Below are 17,004 nucleotides of genomic sequence, written 5' to 3'. Positions count from 1 at the left end.
TATCTCGCTTAATGGTCGTTTGTTGGCTCGTCTGAGTGGCGCTACAACTACAGGTCTGATCAGCCGTGATATTCCGGCTGCACGATTTCCGTTTTTTGCTTGAGGAGTGACCCATGGTTGCCGCATTGCTTGATCGTCTTGGTGTGAACCCGGCCCTGTACCAGAACGGCAAAGTGCCGGTGCATTCGCCGATCGATGGCAGCCAGATTGCCAGCGTGAACTGGGAAGGCGCTGCCGAAGTCGAGCAGCACATCAGTCGCGCAGATCATGCATTTGAGCTGTGGCGCAAGGTCCCGGCACCGCGCCGTGGCGAACTGGTGCGCCAACTGGGCGACATTCTGCGTGAATACAAGGCTGATCTCGGTGAGCTGGTGTCGTGGGAAGCCGGCAAGATCACCCAGGAAGGCCTGGGCGAAGTTCAGGAAATGATCGACATCTGCGACTTCGCCGTTGGTCTGTCCCGTCAACTGTACGGTTTGACCATCGCTTCCGAGCGTCCTGGCCACCACATGCGCGAAACCTGGCACCCGCTGGGCGTTGTCGGCGTGATCAGCGCGTTCAACTTCCCGGTCGCGGTCTGGGCCTGGAACACTGCGCTGGCGCTGGTCTGCGGTAACCCGGTGATCTGGAAGCCGTCGGAAAAAACCCCGCTGACCGCCCTGGCTTGCCAGGCACTGTTTGATCGTGTGCTGAAAAACTTCAGCGACGCACCACCGCACCTGAGCCAAGTGATCATCGGCGGCCGCGATGCCGGCGAAGCACTGGTCGATGACCCGCGTGTCGCGCTGATCAGCGCTACCGGCAGCACCCGTATGGGCCGCGAAGTGGCGCCGAAAATCGCCGCACGTTTCGCTCGCAGCATCCTCGAACTGGGCGGCAACAACGCGATGATCCTCGGCCCAAGCGCCGACCTGGACATGGCCGTGCGCGCCATCCTCTTCAGCGCCGTCGGCACTGCCGGCCAGCGTTGCACCACCCTGCGTCGCTTGATCGCCCACGAATCGGTGAAGGAAGAAATTGTCACCCGCCTGAAGGCTGCCTACGCCAAGGTCCGCATCGGCAACCCGCTGGAAGGCAACCTGATCGGCCCGCTGATCGACAAAAACAGTTTCGAAAACATGCAGGAAGCCCTGGAACAAGCCTTGAGCGAAGGCGGCCGGGTGTTTGGTGGCAAGCGTCAACTGGAAGACAAATTCCCGAATGCCTACTACGTGTCCCCGGCCATCGTCGAGATGCCGGAGCAAAGCGATGTGGTGTGCAACGAGACCTTCGCCCCGATCCTCTACGTGGTCGGCTACACCGATTTCAACGAAGCGATGCGCCTGAACAACGCTGTACCCCAAGGCCTGTCTTCGTGCATCTTCACCACCGACGTGCGTGAAGCCGAGCAATTCATGTCGGACGTGGGCAGCGACTGCGGCATCGCCAACGTCAACATCGGCCCGAGCGGCGCGGAAATTGGCGGCGCGTTTGGTGGCGAGAAGGAAACCGGTGGCGGTCGTGAATCGGGCTCCGATGCATGGCGCGCCTACATGCGTCGCCAGACCAACACCGTGAACTATTCGCTGGAGCTGCCGTTGGCTCAGGGTATTACGTTCGACTAAATCTCGAGTCAAGCGATGATCCCCTGTGGGAGCGGGCTTGCTCGCGAATGCAATCTGTCAGTCGACATTGATGTTATCTGACACACCGCTTTCGCGAGCAAGCCCGCTCCCACATTGGAATGTGTGTGTTGGTTAGGTTTCTGATTGGAGTCTGGCAATGCCGTTACGCGAAGAGTGTCTGTGGGAAAAACTGACGCCGCAAAGGCCCGACAATACGGCGCTCAAGGGTGAAGTGAAGGTCGATGTCTGCGTGATCGGCGCCGGTTTCACCGGTCTGTCGGCGGCGGTGCATCTGTTGGAAGCAGGTAAAAGCGTCTGCGTGGTGGAAGCCCATCGTGCCGGCCATGGCGGGTCCGGGCGCAACGTCGGGCTGGTCAACGCCGGGATGTGGATTCCACCGGACGAGATCGAAGCCGGGTTCGGCGAAGCGGTGGGCAGTCAGCTCAACCGCATGCTCGGCGCCGCACCGTCCCTGGTGTTCAGCCTTGTGGATAAGTACAACATCGATTGCCAGTTGCGCCGCGAAGGCACGCTGCACATGGCGCACAACGCCCGTGGCGAAGCGGATTTGCGCAGTCGTGAAGAACAATGGAAACGTCGCGGGGCACCGGTTGAGCTGTTGACCGGCCAGGCCTGCGAACAAGCCACCGGCACCAAAAAGATTGCCGCCGCGTTGCTGGATCGACGTGCCGGCACCATCAATCCGATGGCTTACACCACGGGGCTGGCCAATGCGGCGCTCAAGCTCGGTGGTCAACTGTTCGATCATTCCCCGGTGACCCGACTCGAACGTCAGGGCCAAAAGTGGTCAGTACAAACCGCCCAGGGCTCGGTACTCGCCGATCAGGTAGTGATCGCGTCCAACGCCTACACCGAAGGCGACTGGACCGAGCTGCGGCGCAATTTCTTCCCCGGTTATTACTACCAAGTGGCTTCCGTGCCGCTGACCGAAGAGGCGGCGCAGCAAATCCTGCCTGGTGGCCAAGGCTCCTGGGACACCCGCCAGGTACTCAGTAGTGTGCGTCGCGATAAAGACGGGCGCCTGTTGCTCGGCAGCCTGGGCAACGGCAATCAGAAACCGACCTGGTTCCTGAAAGCCTGGGCCGATCGCGTCCAGCAGCATTACTTCCCCTACCTCAAGCCAGTGGAATGGGAATGCACCTGGACCGGCCGCATCGCTTTCACCCCGGATCACCTGATGCGCCTGTTCGAACCGGCGCCCGGTTTAGTGGCAGTCACCGGTTACAACGGCCGGGGCGTGACCACTGGCACGGTGGTCGGCAAAGCCTTCGCCGACTATTTGTGTAACGGAAGTCCTCAGGCGCTACCGATTCCGTTCGCACCGATGCAGCCCGTGGCGGGCGTCGGCCTGCGCAGTTGTCTGTACGAGGCCGGTTTTTCGCTGTATCACGCAGGCCAGTGCTTGCGGATCGTGATTTGATTGTTGAAATGTGTTGCTGGACGGGGCGCTTTTTCGCGTAGCGACTAGCCTGTAATGGTGCGGGTTGTAGCAGTACCGCACCAGCAGTGTGCACTTCGGTGACGCACGTTGTTACAGGCTGGTTGCACGTCGTTTGGTGCCGCGGTTGCAATGATGGCGCGTGCGGGTTGCGCCTTTTAAAAAATATGGTTTCACCTCCCGCGGTTTAGACGGTTGCACGCCCAATGAAAATGGGATCGAAACAGTCGAAATAACAATAAAGCAGCGACTTTTTTCAGAATAAAAAACCGATGGCACGGCCCTTGCTCTGAGCAACCAGAGAAGTCGCAGTGCCAACTAAAAAAAAACCTTGGAGCACCACCTCATGTCCCAGACGTTTTACAAGAAAGGCTTTCTGGCCCTCGCAGTGGCAACTGCGTTGGGTGTTTCTGCGTTTGCACAGGCTGATGTGAAAATCGGTGTGGCAGGTCCAATGACTGGCGCCAACGCGGCATTTGGCGAGCAGTACATGAAGGGTGCACAGGCAGCAGCCGATGCCATCAACGCATCGGGCGGCGTCAACGGGGAAAAAATCGTACTGGTCAAGGGCGATGACGCCTGCGAACCGAAACAGGCTGTGACGGTCGCCAAGGACCTGACCAACCAGAAAGTCGCTGGCGTCGTCGGCCACTTCTGCTCCTCGTCGACCATCCCGGCCTCCGAGATCTACGACGAAGCGGGCATCATCGCGATCACCCCAGGTTCCACCAACCCACAGGTTACCGAACGCGGCCTGAGCGCCATGTTCCGTATGTGCGGGCGTGACGACCAGCAAGGCATCGTGGCTGGCGACTACATCGTCGACGTGCTCAAGGGCAAGAAAGTTGCCGTACTGCACGACAAAGACACCTACGGCCAAGGCCTGGCGGATGCCACCAAGGCCCAGTTGATCAAGCGCGGCGTGACGCCAGTGCTGTACGAAGGCCTGACCCGCGGCGAGAAAGACTTCAGCGCCGTGGTCACCAAGATCCGTGCGGCCGGTGCCGACGTGGTCTACTTCGGCGGCCTGCACCCGGAAGCCGGTCCACTGGTTAAACAACTGCGTACCGAAGGCCTCAAAGACGTGAAATTCATGTCCGACGACGGCATCGTGACCGATGAACTGGTGACCACCGCTGGCGGCCCGCAATACGTCGACGGCGTGCTGATGACCTTCGGCGCCGACCCACGCCTGCTGCCAGACAGCAAGACCGTGGTAGACGCTTTCCGCAAAGCCGGCACCGAGCCTGAAGGCTACACCCTGTACGCCTACGCTTCGGTCCAGACCCTGGCGGCTGCTTTCAACGGCGCCAAGTCCAACACTGGCGAAAAAGCCGCCGAGTGGCTGAAAGCCAACAAGGTCAAAACCGTGATGGGCGAGAAGGAGTGGGACAAGAAGGGCGACCTGAAAGTCTCCGACTACGTGGTTTACCAGTGGGACAAGGACGGCAAATACCACCAGCTGGAAAAACAGAAGTGATATGAACCATTGATTGCCCGGCGCCATGTGCGCCGGGCATTCAAAGAACATGTCCGTGCAGTACCTGTCTTTTCTCGTAGAGCTGCACACAACCGTGTTGCACTGGCGGCTGAACCCCGGTCCGTTGCAACCCGCTTCTGTGCAGTCTCTCAAATGCGTGAGATTGCGTTATGGATGGTATTTTCCTGCAGCAACTGGTCAACGGCCTGACCCTCGGGTCGGTCTATGGCCTGATCGCCATCGGCTACACAATGGTCTATGGCATCATCGGCATGATCAACTTCGCCCACGGCGAGGTTTACATGATTTCCGCTTACCTCGCGGCAATCAGTCTGGCTCTGCTGGCTTACTTCGGTATTGAATCCTTCCCGCTGCTGATGCTCGGCACTCTGGTCTTCACCATCGTCGTCACGGCGGTGTATGGCTGGGTCATCGAGCGCGTCGCTTATAAACCGCTGCGCAACTCCACACGACTGGCACCGCTGATCAGCGCCATCGGTATTTCCCTGATCCTGCAAAACTATGCACAAATCGCCCAAGGTGCGCGGCAACAGGGTGTGCCAACACTCCTGACTGGCGCATGGCGCGTGGATGTCGGCACTGGCTTCGTCCAGCTGACCTACACCAAGATCTTCATTCTGGTCGCAGCGTTCGCCGGGATGGCCCTGCTGACCTATGTCATCAAGTACACCAAGCTCGGCCGCATGTGCCGCGCTACCCAGCAAGACCGCAAGATGGCCTCGATCCTGGGGATCAACACCGACCGCGTGATTTCCTACGTGTTCATCATCGGTGCAGCGATGGCGGCCCTGGCTGGCGTGCTGATCACCATGAACTACGGCACGTTCGACTTCTACGCAGGCTTCGTCATCGGGATCAAGGCGTTCACTGCCGCGGTACTCGGTGGCATCGGTTCGCTGCCTGGGGCGATGCTCGGCGGGATCATCCTCGGGATCTCCGAGTCGCTGTTCTCGGGCCTGGTGAACTCGGACTACAAAGACGTCTTCAGCTTCTCGCTGCTCGTTCTCGTTCTGGTCTTTCGGCCCCAAGGCCTGCTCGGCCGTCCTCTTGTGTCGAAGGTGTAAGCGATGTCTTCAACCACTAAAAAAACCATTGATCTCAAAAGAAGCCTGGTTGACGCGATTCTTGCCGGCCTCGTTGCCCTGATTGTGTTCGGCCCGATTGTCGGCGTAGTCCTCGACGGCTACGGCTTCAACCTGCAACCGACCCGTGTGGCGTGGATTGTCGCCATCGTCATGGCTGGCCGTTTTGCCCTGAGCCTGTTCCTGCAAACCCCCAAGGGCCTGAAAATCCTCGAAGGTTTTGAAAGCACCGGTTCCGGGGTTCATGTACTGCCGCCCGATTACAAAACCCGTTTGCGCTGGATCGTGCCACTGGTGATCGTCATTGCCGTGGTGTTCCCGTTCTTCTCCAACTCCTACCTGCTGGGTGTGGTCATCCTCGGGTTGATTTACGTGTTGCTGGGTCTGGGGCTGAACATCGTGGTCGGCCTGGCCGGCCTGCTCGACCTGGGTTACGTGGCGTTCTATGCCATCGGTGCCTATGGCCTGGCGCTCGGTTATCAATACCTGGGGCTGGGGTTCTGGACAGTGTTGCCGCTGGCGGCGATCACCGCTGGTTTGGCCGGTTGCATCCTCGGTTTCCCGGTACTGCGCCTGCACGGTGACTACCTGGCGATCGTGACCCTGGGCTTCGGTGAAATCATCCGCTTGATCCTCAACAACTGGCTGTCCCTGACCGGCGGCCCGAACGGCATGCCGGCACCGTTGCCAACCTTCTTTGGTCTGGAATTCGGGAAAAGGGCGAAGGACGGCGGGGTGCCGTTCCATGAGTTCTTCGGCATCGCCTACAACCCGGATGTGAAGTACTACTTCATCTACGCGGTGTTGTTCCTGGTGGTTCTGGCCGTGCTGTACATCAAGCATCGTCTGGTCAAGATGCCGGTCGGTCGCGCCTGGGAAGCCCTGCGTGAAGACGAAATCGCCTGCCGCTCCATGGGCCTGAACCACGTATTGGTCAAGCTTTCGGCGTTCACCATCGGTGCCTCGACCGCCGGTTTGGCGGGTGTGTTCTTTGCCACCTACCAAGGCTTCGTCAACCCGACCTCCTTCACCTTCTTTGAATCGGCCCTGATCCTCGCCATCGTGGTGCTCGGCGGCATGGGCTCGACCATTGGCGTGGTCATCGCTGCCTTCGTGCTGACCGTGGCCCCGGAGCTGTTGCGCGGCTTCGCGGAATACCGCGTGCTGCTGTTCGGCATCCTGATGGTGTTGATGATGATCTGGCGACCGCGCGGCCTGATTCGGATCAGCCGTACCGGTGTGACCCCGCGTAAAGGAGTAGCGCCATGAGCGAAGTCGTACTCTCGGTCGAGAAGCTGATGATGCACTTCGGCGGCATCAAGGCGTTGAGCGATGTCAGCCTCAAAGTCCACCGCAACTCGATCTTCGCCCTGATCGGCCCCAACGGCGCCGGCAAGACCACCGTGTTCAACTGCCTGACCGGGTTCTACAAGGCCTCCGGCGGCAAGATCGAACTCAGTGTGCGTGGCGAGAAAACCAACGTTATCCAGTTGCTGGGCGAGTCGTTCAAACCGGTGGATTTCGTTTCGCCGAAATCCTTCCTCAGTCGTCTGTACTACAAGATGTTCGGCGGCACCCACCTGGTGAACCGTGCCGGTTTGGCGCGGACCTTCCAGAACATTCGCCTGTTCAAGGAAATGTCGGTGCTGGAAAACCTGCTGGTGGCCCAACACATGTGGGTCAACCGCAACATGCTGGCCGGCATCCTCAACACCAAGGGTTACCGCAAAGCCGAAAGCGATGCGCTGGACCACGCCTTCTACTGGCTGGAAGTGGTGGATCTTGTGGACTGCGCCAACCGTCTGGCGGGCGAGCTGTCCTACGGTCAGCAACGTCGCCTGGAAATCGCCCGGGCCATGTGCACCCGGCCGCAGATTATTTGCCTCGACGAACCGGCCGCCGGCCTCAACCCGCAGGAAACCGAAGCGCTGAGCGCGATGATCCGGCTGCTGCGCGATGAGCACGATTTGACCGTGGTGCTGATCGAACACGACATGGGCATGGTCATGAGCATTTCCGACCACATCGTGGTGCTGGACCACGGCATCGTCATCGCCGAGGGCGGGCCTGATGCCATTCGCAACGACCCGAAAGTGATTGCGGCCTACCTGGGCGCTGATGAAGAGGAAGTGGTGCTATGAGCCAACCCATCCTCGAATTGAAGGATCTGGACGTGTTTTACGGGCCGATCCAGGCCCTGAAGAAAGTCTCGCTGCACATCAACGAAGGCGAAACCGTGAGCCTGATCGGCTCCAACGGTGCCGGCAAGTCGACCCTGCTGATGTCGATCTTCGGTCAGCCCCGGGCGGCTGACGGGCAGATCATCTATCAGGGTGTGGACATCACCCACAAGTCGTCGCACTACATCGCGTCCCATGGCATCGCGCAGTCGCCGGAAGGGCGGCGGGTGTTCCCCGACATGACCGTCGAGGAAAACCTGCTGATGGGCACCATCCCGATTGGCGACAAGTACGCCAAGGAAGACATGCAACGCATGTTCGAGCTGTTTCCGCGGCTCGAAGAGCGACGTACCCAGCGGGCTATGACCATGTCCGGCGGCGAACAGCAAATGCTCGCCATCGCCCGTGCGCTGATGAGCCGGCCCAAGCTGTTGCTGCTGGATGAGCCGAGCCTGGGCCTGGCGCCAATCGTGGTGAAACAGATCTTCTCGACCCTGCGGGAACTGGCGAAAACCGGCATGACCATCTTCCTGGTCGAGCAGAACGCCAACCACGCGCTCAAGCTGTCGGACCGGGCTTACGTGATGGTTAACGGTGAAATCCGCCTCACCGGTACTGGCAAGGAGCTGCTGGTGAACGAGGAAGTGCGTAACGCTTATCTCGGCGGGCATTGAGTTCGCAGTTGTAAATACCAAGCCCCGGCGAGAAATCGCCGGGGCTTTTTTACGCCTCCAATACACCACCATCCCCTGTGGGAGCGGGCTTGCTCGCGAAAGCGGTGTATCTGTCACATTGATGCCGAATGTGCCACCGCCTTCGCGAGCAAGCCCGCTCCCACAAGGGGCCGCGTCGGGCTTTCTGGAAATTGTGGAAAACAATATTCGCAAGCTCTGAAACCGCGACATAAAGCCGCTGCAAATAGTTGTTTTGTCACAGTTTTGACTTGTCCCCGTTTGCTGTGGAGCTGGCTGTGAATAACGTGGGAGTAGCTGGCTGGACGCCTTTTAAACCGTGGGTTTCAGACGGATGGTTATTTTTTGATCAGGCGTTTTTCCGGGACTGAAGACTGCCGTTGTCAACCTTTTTGTTGCTGGTCAAAAGCGCCGGATTCAGCAGTGCCAGCCTGTGGATAAGTCTGTGGTTAAACTCTGGAAAGACTCGGCTGAGGGCCGTCGTTGCTGGCTTGGCGCCATCGTCGGGGTGAGGGGGTAATCGTGCAAAATGCCTTGGGGCTACACGGCGCACCTGCGAGGGTCAAGCAAAAAACTTTCTGTGCTGCTCGCAAAGCCTTATACACAGCGGCTTGCAGCTTTTGCACTTGCCCCCAAAGACTGTGGACCGGCCTGTGGATAACGTGCGCGCACATGGCTGCAAGCCACGGTGGGTAAGGCGCCGCTTCGGCTGGTTGTTTTTTGTACAGAAAACACCGGGGAACGAGGTTGCCGGTCAGCGCCGCGCCGGGCATGCTGGCGGCTGATTTTCTATTCCAATGGCTGCCGAGCAGCCGAAGCAAGGAGAACACGATGTCCAACACCCTGTTTATCACCGGCGCGACGTCCGGTTTTGGCGAAGCCTGTGCCCGTCGTTTTGCTGAAGCGGGTTGGAAACTGGTGCTGACAGGCCGTCGTGAAGAGCGCCTCAACGCCCTGTGCGCCGAGTTGTCGAAGCAGACCGAGGTCCATGGCCTGGTGCTCGACGTGCGTGATCGCAAGGCCATGGAGGAAGCGATTGCCAACCTGCCGCCATCCTTCGCCAAGCTGCGCGGGCTGATCAACAACGCCGGCCTGGCCTTGGGCGTGGACCCGGCGCCCAAGTGTGATCTGGACGACTGGGACACCATGGTCGATACCAACATCAAAGGCCTGATGTACAGCACTCGCCTGCTGCTGCCGCGACTGATCGCCCATGGCCGTGGCGCCGGCATCGTCAACCTCGGCTCCATCGCTGGCAACTACCCGTACCCGGGCAGCCACGTGTATGGCGCGAGCAAGGCGTTCGTCAAACAGTTCTCCCTGAACCTGCGCTGCGACCTGCAAGGCACGGGCGTACGCGTCAGCAACATTGAGCCGGGCCTGTGCGAAAGCGAATTCTCCCTGGTGCGTTTTGCCGGTGATCAGGAGCGTTACAACGCCACCTACGCCGGTGCCGAGCCGATCCAGCCGCAGGACATTGCCGACACCATTTTCTGGGTTCTCAATGCTCCGGCGCACATCAACATCAACAGCCTGGAGCTGATGCCGGTAAGCCAGACCTGGGCCGGGTTCTCCATTGAGCGTAATGGTGGCAAGGCGTAAGACCGCGTTAGCGTTCTTCGCGAGCAAGCCCGCTCCCACATTGGAATGCGTTCCCTTGTGGGAGCGGGCTTGCTCGCGAAGAGGCCAGAACGGCCAAAACAAAGCATAAGGTAGACTCCCCACCCAACAACCCCACCGCACCCCGCGGTTCCCAGGGTTTTCAGAGGAGGCTACGTGAGTAACCGAGGTGAGCAGTCACTGCTCAAACAATCGACCATCCTGATGTTCGCCGTGGCGATCGCCGGGATCGTCACCGGTTTTGTTTCGGGTGCCCAATCCATCCTGTTCGATGGTTTTTTCTCGTTGATCGCGACCTTTATCAAGGTCCTGATGCTGATCACCGCCAAGCTCATTGCCAAAGAAAGTAATCACCGCTTCCAGTTCGGCTTCTGGCACCTGGAGCCCATGGTGCTGCTGATCGAAGGCAGCTTCCTGTTCCTGATCGCGATCTATGCCTTTCTCAACGGCGTGTTCGGCATCATCAATGGCGGCCGCGAGATCGAGTTGGGACTGGTGATCATCTATGCGGCGGTGTTTACCGTCGTCGAGTTCGCGTATTTCTTCTACGTTCGTCATCGCAATCGCAAGCTCAAATCGACGCTGATCCAGTTCGACAACATCAGTTGGCTGGTGGACGCGATGTTGTCCGTGGGCCTGCTGGTGAGTTTCCTCACGGCGCTGCTGCTCAAGTCCCAGGGTTACGGCGAGTGGGCGGTTTACGTCGACCCGCTGATCCTGATTCTGCTGGCCCTGAGCATGCTGCCCCCGGCGTTCAAGATCCTGCGACCGGCGCTACGGGATGTGCTGGGGATTGCCCCGGATAAACTGAACGACAAAGTGCGCCAGGTGATGGACGCGGCCAAGGTCGAGCATGGTTTCGACGACTACAGCTCCTACGTGCAAAAGCACGGACGGGCGCGGTTTATTGAGATTCATGTGGTGTTGCCGGCGGATTACCGACTGGAAAGCGTGGGGCAACTGGACGTGCTGCGCGAGGATATTTCCGCGAAGCTGGGCCAGGCGGATGCGGCGCGGTGGCTGACCATCAGCTTTACCGGGGATCGGAAGTGGATTGCGTGATTAGACGGTGACCGATTTGAGGGCCTCTTCGCGGGCAAGCCTCGCTCCTACAGGATTGCGGCGTACACAAAACCTGTAGGAGCGAGGCTTGCCCGCGAAAGCGATCTCGAACTCAGCGCAAATATTCAACCAACCCGCGATAACAAGTCGCCAAGTGATAAGGCGTGGTCGACGGCATGTCCTTGCGGCTGACTTCACCTTCCTCATCACGACACTCATACCAGCCACCAGCATGCAGAAACCGCTGCTGCAACGCCTGCAACTGGCGCAGCACAGCCGCTTCGCTGTCCGGGCGCAACGTCAGCGCCCGCAGGTATTCAGCCTGGGCCCAGATCCTTTCGGTGCCATCCTTCGGGCAGCCTTCAAGATCGAGCATCGCCCGCACAGCACTTGTCTGTGGATCGACACCCAATTGCTCAGTGAGCGCAAAGGCCCGGTCCAGCGAGGCATGCAGCTTCGAGCCCCGCAGCAACGGCGAGGATGCCAGCAGGAAATACCATTCGAACTGATGCCCCGGTTCAAACCAGTTATCCACAGCCCCCAGCGGTTTTTCCATCAGTACACCGGTCTGCGGATCGACGAATTGCTGCTGCATGGCTGTGCATAACTTGATGAGCGCGGCTTGGGCGCCTGCGTCTTCGCGCACAGACAGGGTGGCGAGGAAGGCTTCGGCCAAATGCATCAGCGGGTTTTGCAACGGTCCGGTCTGGAGCGAAGCCCAGTCCCGGTCCAGGCAAGCTTCGTACAGACCGTCGTCCGTGGCGAAGCGTTGGGCCACGACTTCCAGCGCGGCATTGAGCACTGATTCCACCAGCGGCTCGCGAACCTTGTCCCAGTAATGGGCGCAGGCGAACAGGATGAAAGCGTGGGTGTAGAGGTCTTTGCGCTGATCCAGCGGCGCGCCTTGCGGGTCGATGCTGTAGAACCAGCCACCGTGCTCGGCATCGTGGAAATGCTGCTGCAAGGAACGGAACAGCGCCGCTGCGCGTTCTTCGGCCGCCGGCACCTGGCCGATCAGGCTGGAAAACAGATACAACTGCCGGGCGCAGGCCATGGCGCGGTAGCGTTGCGGCGCCAGCGGTTGATGCCCGCCGTCCAGCGCCTCATAGGGCAGCGCCATGCCGGCGTTCCAGCCGGGGCCTTGCCAGAGTGGCACGATCACATCCTGGAAGTGCTGTTGCACCGAAGCGAACAGGGCGGTCAATTCAGGCTGGGAGGCAGAGCGGGAAGCATGGGGCATTGGCTGGCGTCGTCACGGCAGGGGCGATTGCGCGACATGGTAGCAGAGAGGCCGGCTTGAGAGAGGCGGTGTCTGTCAGGCCGCCTTCGCGAGCAAGCCCGCTCCCACATTGGTCTTGCATACGCAGATCTACTGTGGGAGCGGGCTTGCTCGCGAAGGGGCCTTCACAGGCGCTCGAAATTCAACCGGCCAACAACCAAACCCCGGTCGCCGCCGAAGCCGCCCCCGCCACGCGAATCAACGGCGCCGCCGCTTGAGGCAGCACGCGAACCACCGCATAACCCAAGCCATGCAACGCCGCCGTCGCCGCTACGAAACCAGCGGCATATGCCCAAGGGCTCGACATATCCGGCAACTCCAGCCCATGGGCCACGCCATGGAACAGCGCAAACAATGCCGTTGCCCCAACCGCCACGCTCAACGGTGGACGCACCGCCAATGCCACCGCCAGACCCAGCGCCAATACCGACGCAGCAATCCCGCTTTCCAGCGCCGGCAGGTTCAGCCCTTCAAACCCAAGCAAACCGCCGATCAGCATGGTGCCGACGAATGTGCAGGGCAGCGCCCAGCGTGCCGCGCCTTTCTGCTGCGCGGCCCACAAACCCACCGCGACCATCGCCAACAGGTGATCGATGCCGCCAATCGGGTGGCTGATGCCGGCGATCAAACCGTTGTCGCCGTGGCCCGGGTGGGCGAAAGCGATGGCGGGGGTCAGCAGCAGGGCCAGGGCGCCCAGGATGCGTTTCAGTGTCATGGATAAGCTTCCTTGTTGATAAGTCGTGATCAGGCTGCGGTCAGCAGGCCCTGGCGTTCGATAAAGGCGATGATGTCTTCCAGGCCCAGGCCGGTCTTCTGGTTGCTGAAGACGAATGGCTTGCCGTTGCGCATGCGCTTGGTGTCGCTGTCCATCAGCTCCAGCGATGCACCGACCAGGGGCGCGAGGTCGACCTTGTTGATCACCAGCAAATCGGATTTGCAGATCCCCGGCCCGCCCTTGCGCGGCAACTTGTCGCCGGCCGAAACGTCGATCACGTAGATGGTCAGGTCGGACAGTTCCGGGCTGAAAGTCGCCGAAAGGTTGTCGCCACCGGACTCGACAATGATCAGGTCCAGCCCCGGAAAGCGCCGGTTCAACTGGTCCACGGCTTCGAGGTTGATCGAAGCGTCTTCGCGGATCGCCGTGTGCGGGCAGCCGCCGGTTTCCACGCCGATGATGCGTTCCGGTGCCAATGCTTCGTTGCGCACCAGAAAGTCGGCGTCTTCGCGGGTGTAGATGTCGTTGGTCACCACCGCCAGGTTGTAGCGGTCACGCAGGGCCAGGCACAGGGCCAAAGTCAGGGCGGTTTTGCCGGAGCCGACCGGGCCGCCGATGCCGACGCGCAGGGGTTGTGTGTTCATATGCTTCTCCAAAATAAAGGGCCCTAGGAGCGAAACAAACGGCTGTACTGGCGCTCATGGGCCATGCATGCCAGGGACAGGCCGAAAGCGGCGCTGCCATAGTGTTCGGGGTTGATGCGGGTGGCGTTGTGCTGGGCTTCTTGCAGCAGCGGCAGCAGTTGACTGGTCAGGCGCTGGGCGGCTTGTTGGCCCAGGGGCAGGGTTTTCATCAACACCGCCAATTGGTTTTCCAGCCAACTCCAGAGCCACGCGGCCAGGGCGTCTTGCGGACTTATCCCCCAGGCGCGGGCGGCCAGCGCCCAGCCCAGGGCCAGGTGCGGTTCAGGACGTTGTTCAAGAAAGGCCCGGGCTGGCGCATCCAGTTCCGGCAAGCCGTTGAGCAGTTGCTGCAACGAATAGCCCATCTGCCGACTCTCCTGATGCAACTCGCGGGTTTCGCGGCTGGCGCGATGTTCTTCGCAGCGTTGCAGCAGTTCAGCCCAGTTCTCTTCTGCGGCGGCCACGCAATGGGCGAGCAGCAACGGCGCTTCGAAACGCGCGAGGTTGAGCAGCAATTGATCACTGATCCAGCGCCTGGCGCTGGCGGCATCGGTCACCCGACCGTTATCCACCGCCATTTCCAGACCCTGGGAATAGCTGTAGCCGCCAATCGGCAATTGCGGACTGGCCAGGCGCAACAGCGCCCAGGCTGGGTTCATAGGCGTACGCCGAACTGATGCAGTTTCGGCGGGTAGTTGAAATCTTCGTCGCCGTGCCGCGAGTGATGATGGCCGCCGCCATAGGCGCCGTGTTCCGGCTGGAACGGTGTTTCGATGTTATCGACCTTGGCATCCAGCTGTTCGAGCATGGCCTTGAGCACGTAATCGTCGAGCAAACGCAGCCAGCCGTCACCGACTTGCAGGGCGACGTGGCGGTTACCGAGGTGATAGGCGGCGCGGGTCAGTTCGAAGGCATTGGCGCAGGTGACGTGCAGCAGTTGTTCGGGGCGGGCGCAGACGCGAACGATGCGGCCATCTTCGGCCTGCAGGCATTCGCCGTCATACAGCGGCGGCTGACCACGCTCCAGAAATAATCCGACGTCTTCCTGCTCGGCACTGAAACAGCGCAGGCGGCTTTTGCTCCGGGCTTCGAAGGTCAGGTGTAACTCGGCGGCCCAGACGGGTTGAGGGTCGATTCTGCGATGAATCACCAGCATCGGAAAGCTTCCAGCAAAGGACAATGCTCAGGCTAGAGCAAGGGGCTTGCCAATCGGGGCGATGCGTAGGAAAACCCTGTCGGAGAGTAGTAGTTGTTGCAGGATGTTGCGGGGTTTTGGGTCAGATTGGTGCGTGAAGGATTCTTCATGCACCAAATGTGGGAGCGGGCTTGCTCGCGAAGGCGGCATAACATTCAACATCTACGTTGACTGACAAGCCGCCTTCGCGAGCAAGCCCGCTCCCACAGGGGTTATTCGGTGCTTCCCAAACCTTGCCAGTGTTTGAGGCCGATAAAGATGAAGCGCAATTGCTGCGTAATCTTCGCCTGGGGCGTCAGGTGTTCCGGCAACGCTTCAAGCGGCGGGTCGATGATGTCGGGCAGGGTGGCGAACACGCTTTTCACGATCAGGTCAGCCATGACGCTCAACCCGTCGATATCCAAGTGTTGCAGCTTTGGCATCAGCGACAGGTCGCAGGCGAGGTCAGAGCTGATGTCTTCGCGCAAGCGGCCAATGGCCTGGCGCACCGGCATCGAGCCGCCGTACTGCTCGCGGGCGAGAAACAGGAATTGCGAACGGTTGGCGCTGACCACATCGAGGAAGATCCGCACCGAGGCATCGATGATGCCGCCCATGACGAATTCGTTGTGGCGTACCAGGCGAATGGTTTCGCGGAAGGTCTGGCCGACTTCGCTGACCAGCACCAGGCCCAGTTCGTCCATATCGGCAAAATGCCGGTAGAAACCGGTGGGCACGATCCCGGCGGTTTTCGCCACTTCGCGCAGGCTCAGGCTGCCGAATCCTCGGCCGGACTCCATCAAATGGCGAGCGGCGTCCATCAGGGCACTGCGGGTCTGTTGTTTCTGTTCGGCGCGGGGCAGCATCGCAAGGGTGTTTTCTGGACAGGACAGCGGCGCACTCTAGCAAATCGGCTTTGCCGGCGTCGAACGGGGATCGGGGGGCGGGTTCAAGCGAGGAAGTTGCGTGGCGCTATAAAAGTCAAAAGCCCAATCCAGGGATTGGGCTTTTTTTCAGGGCCGCCATGGGCTCAGCTCACAGCGCTGTTGCGTTCGATTACACGGTCACCACCACCTTCAGCAAGGGTCTGGCCTTGTGGAGTGCGGTCCGAACCATCAGCAGCGAGGGTCTGGCCTTGTGGAGTGCGGTCGGAACCGTCAGCAGCGAGGGTCTGGCCTTGTGGGGTGCGGTCGGAACCATCAGCAGCGAGGGTCTGGCCTTGTGGAGTGCGATCCGAACCGTCAGAAGCCAGGGCTTGACCTTGTGGGTTACGGTCCGAGCCATCTTGAACCAGACCTTTTTCTTCTAAGCGGTTACGACCGTTTTCGGCAAGGGCTTGACCTTGTGGGGTGCGGTCCGAGCCATCTTGAACCAGGCCTTTTTCTTCGAGGCGGTTACGACCGTTTTCAGCCAGGGTTTGACCCTGTGGAGTGCGATCCGAACCATCGGCTGCGACGGTTTGGCTGAATACGGAGTGGCTGGTTTTGACTTGCGGTGTGGCCTGATCAGCGGCTGGCAGAGCAAAAGCGGTGCTGGCTAGCATCGAGAGGGTCAGGCTAAGCAGTAATTGGCGTTTCATGATGGGTTGCTCCTTGGGAGGGCGATAAAGTGGGTACGAGGGCAATGCTACTCTCGATAAGTCGATATAAAAGTTCATAAACGCAATGGTAATAATCAACAGAATTGATTGTTCCGTGCGGAGGCTCTAGAACGGGCCTCTCCGGCGACCGGTTTTGCACCGAGGTGGGTATTTTCGACCCACTCGTGCCGCACAAAAGTGCGGGGACGGTAACGCTGGAAGCGGGCGCACTTTGTCGGCGGCCGATTATTTGAGCGTTAAGAGGCATTTTCAGTTAAACCTGCGAGCCGTTTTCCAGTCGTAGCTTCATGGCAGGCCGGTTCTGGCCTAACGTTTCAAAACGTGCGTCGCAGTCAGGCGCTCAGTCGTATTCA

The 17,004-nt window shown here is 60.0% G+C and carries 16 protein-coding genes; 9 read left to right on the top strand and 7 right to left on the bottom strand.

Annotation, left to right across the window (positions count from 1 at the left end; translation table 11 throughout):
• Positions 1-113: 113 nt before the first annotated feature.
• From amaB to BK665_RS00725, 9 genes are all read left to right on the top strand, one after another.
• Entirely contained in the window at positions 114-1,604 is a 1,491-nt protein-coding gene (amaB, locus tag BK665_RS00770; protein ID WP_123402409.1) for an L-piperidine-6-carboxylate dehydrogenase, read from the top strand.
• Between the two features lie 157 nt (positions 1,605-1,761).
• Positions 1,762-3,045, top strand: coding sequence for an L-pipecolate oxidase (amaA, locus tag BK665_RS00765; RefSeq protein ID WP_123402408.1), 1,284 nt, complete (start codon positions 1,762-1,764; stop codon positions 3,043-3,045).
• Between the two features lie 364 nt (positions 3,046-3,409).
• On the top strand, positions 3,410-4,543 hold the full coding sequence (locus tag BK665_RS00760; protein WP_123402407.1) for a branched-chain amino acid ABC transporter substrate-binding protein: 1,134 nt from the start codon (positions 3,410-3,412) through the stop codon (positions 4,541-4,543).
• A gap of 170 nt (positions 4,544-4,713) precedes the next feature.
• Positions 4,714-5,628, top strand: a complete 915-nt coding sequence (locus tag BK665_RS00755; protein ID WP_123402406.1) for an ABC transporter permease subunit — start codon at positions 4,714-4,716, stop codon at positions 5,626-5,628.
• A 3-nt stretch (positions 5,629-5,631) separates the two neighbouring features.
• Positions 5,632-6,915, top strand: coding sequence for a high-affinity branched-chain amino acid ABC transporter permease LivM (livM, locus tag BK665_RS00750; RefSeq protein WP_123402405.1), 1,284 nt, complete (start codon positions 5,632-5,634; stop codon positions 6,913-6,915).
• On the top strand, positions 6,912-7,787 hold the full coding sequence (locus BK665_RS00745; RefSeq protein WP_123402404.1) for an ABC transporter ATP-binding protein: 876 nt from the start codon (positions 6,912-6,914) through the stop codon (positions 7,785-7,787). The genes livM and BK665_RS00745 overlap by 4 nt, the downstream gene beginning before the upstream one ends.
• A complete protein-coding gene (locus tag BK665_RS00740; protein ID WP_123402403.1) occupies positions 7,784-8,500 on the top strand; it encodes an ABC transporter ATP-binding protein in 717 nt (238 codons plus the stop codon). The genes BK665_RS00745 and BK665_RS00740 overlap by 4 nt, the downstream gene beginning before the upstream one ends.
• An 849-nt stretch (positions 8,501-9,349) precedes the next feature.
• The gene (locus BK665_RS00730; RefSeq protein WP_054044081.1) at positions 9,350-10,120 is read left to right on the top strand and encodes an SDR family oxidoreductase; all 771 of its coding nucleotides are present in this window, start codon (positions 9,350-9,352) and stop codon (positions 10,118-10,120) included.
• 174 nt (positions 10,121-10,294) lie between these two features.
• Positions 10,295-11,200, top strand: a complete 906-nt coding sequence (locus tag BK665_RS00725) for a cation diffusion facilitator family transporter (RefSeq protein WP_123402402.1) — start codon at positions 10,295-10,297, stop codon at positions 11,198-11,200.
• A gap of 112 nt (positions 11,201-11,312) precedes the next feature.
• Here BK665_RS00725 and BK665_RS00720 read toward each other — a convergent pair whose 3' ends face one another.
• The 7 genes from BK665_RS00720 to BK665_RS00690 form a co-directional block, all read right to left on the bottom strand.
• On the bottom strand, positions 11,313-12,440 hold the full coding sequence (locus BK665_RS00720) for an AGE family epimerase/isomerase (protein ID WP_123402401.1): 1,128 nt from the start codon (positions 12,438-12,440) through the stop codon (positions 11,313-11,315).
• Positions 12,441-12,621: 181 nt separating this feature from the next.
• Positions 12,622-13,194 (bottom strand): HupE/UreJ family protein, encoded by a 573-nt coding sequence (locus tag BK665_RS00715; RefSeq protein WP_123402400.1) that lies wholly within the window; start codon positions 13,192-13,194, stop codon positions 12,622-12,624.
• Positions 13,195-13,223: 29 nt separating this feature from the next.
• On the bottom strand, positions 13,224-13,838 hold the full coding sequence (gene ureG / locus BK665_RS00710) for an urease accessory protein UreG (RefSeq protein ID WP_123402399.1): 615 nt from the start codon (positions 13,836-13,838) through the stop codon (positions 13,224-13,226).
• Positions 13,839-13,861: 23 nt separating this feature from the next.
• On the bottom strand, positions 13,862-14,536 hold the full coding sequence (locus BK665_RS00705) for an urease accessory protein UreF (protein ID WP_123402398.1): 675 nt from the start codon (positions 14,534-14,536) through the stop codon (positions 13,862-13,864).
• On the bottom strand, positions 14,533-15,033 hold the full coding sequence (ureE, locus tag BK665_RS00700; RefSeq protein WP_123402397.1) for an urease accessory protein UreE: 501 nt from the start codon (positions 15,031-15,033) through the stop codon (positions 14,533-14,535). Before ureE ends, BK665_RS00705 begins: the two co-directional genes overlap by 4 nt.
• Positions 15,034-15,284: 251 nt before the next feature.
• On the bottom strand, positions 15,285-15,917 hold the full coding sequence (locus BK665_RS00695) for a TetR family transcriptional regulator (RefSeq protein ID WP_123402396.1): 633 nt from the start codon (positions 15,915-15,917) through the stop codon (positions 15,285-15,287).
• A 164-nt stretch (positions 15,918-16,081) separates the two neighbouring features.
• Positions 16,082-16,630: a hypothetical protein gene (locus BK665_RS00690; protein ID WP_123402395.1), complete on the bottom strand. Its 549-nt coding sequence runs from the start codon at positions 16,628-16,630 to the stop codon at positions 16,082-16,084.
• Positions 16,631-17,004: the final 374 nt, after the last annotated feature.

Origin of the sequence: Pseudomonas frederiksbergensis, assembly GCF_003732665.1 — a bacterium.
Classification (GTDB): Bacteria; Pseudomonadota; Gammaproteobacteria; order Pseudomonadales; family Pseudomonadaceae; genus Aquipseudomonas; species Aquipseudomonas frederiksbergensis_G.
Note: the sequence above shows the minus strand (reverse complement) of the source record. Positions and strands in the feature narration are given on the sequence as shown.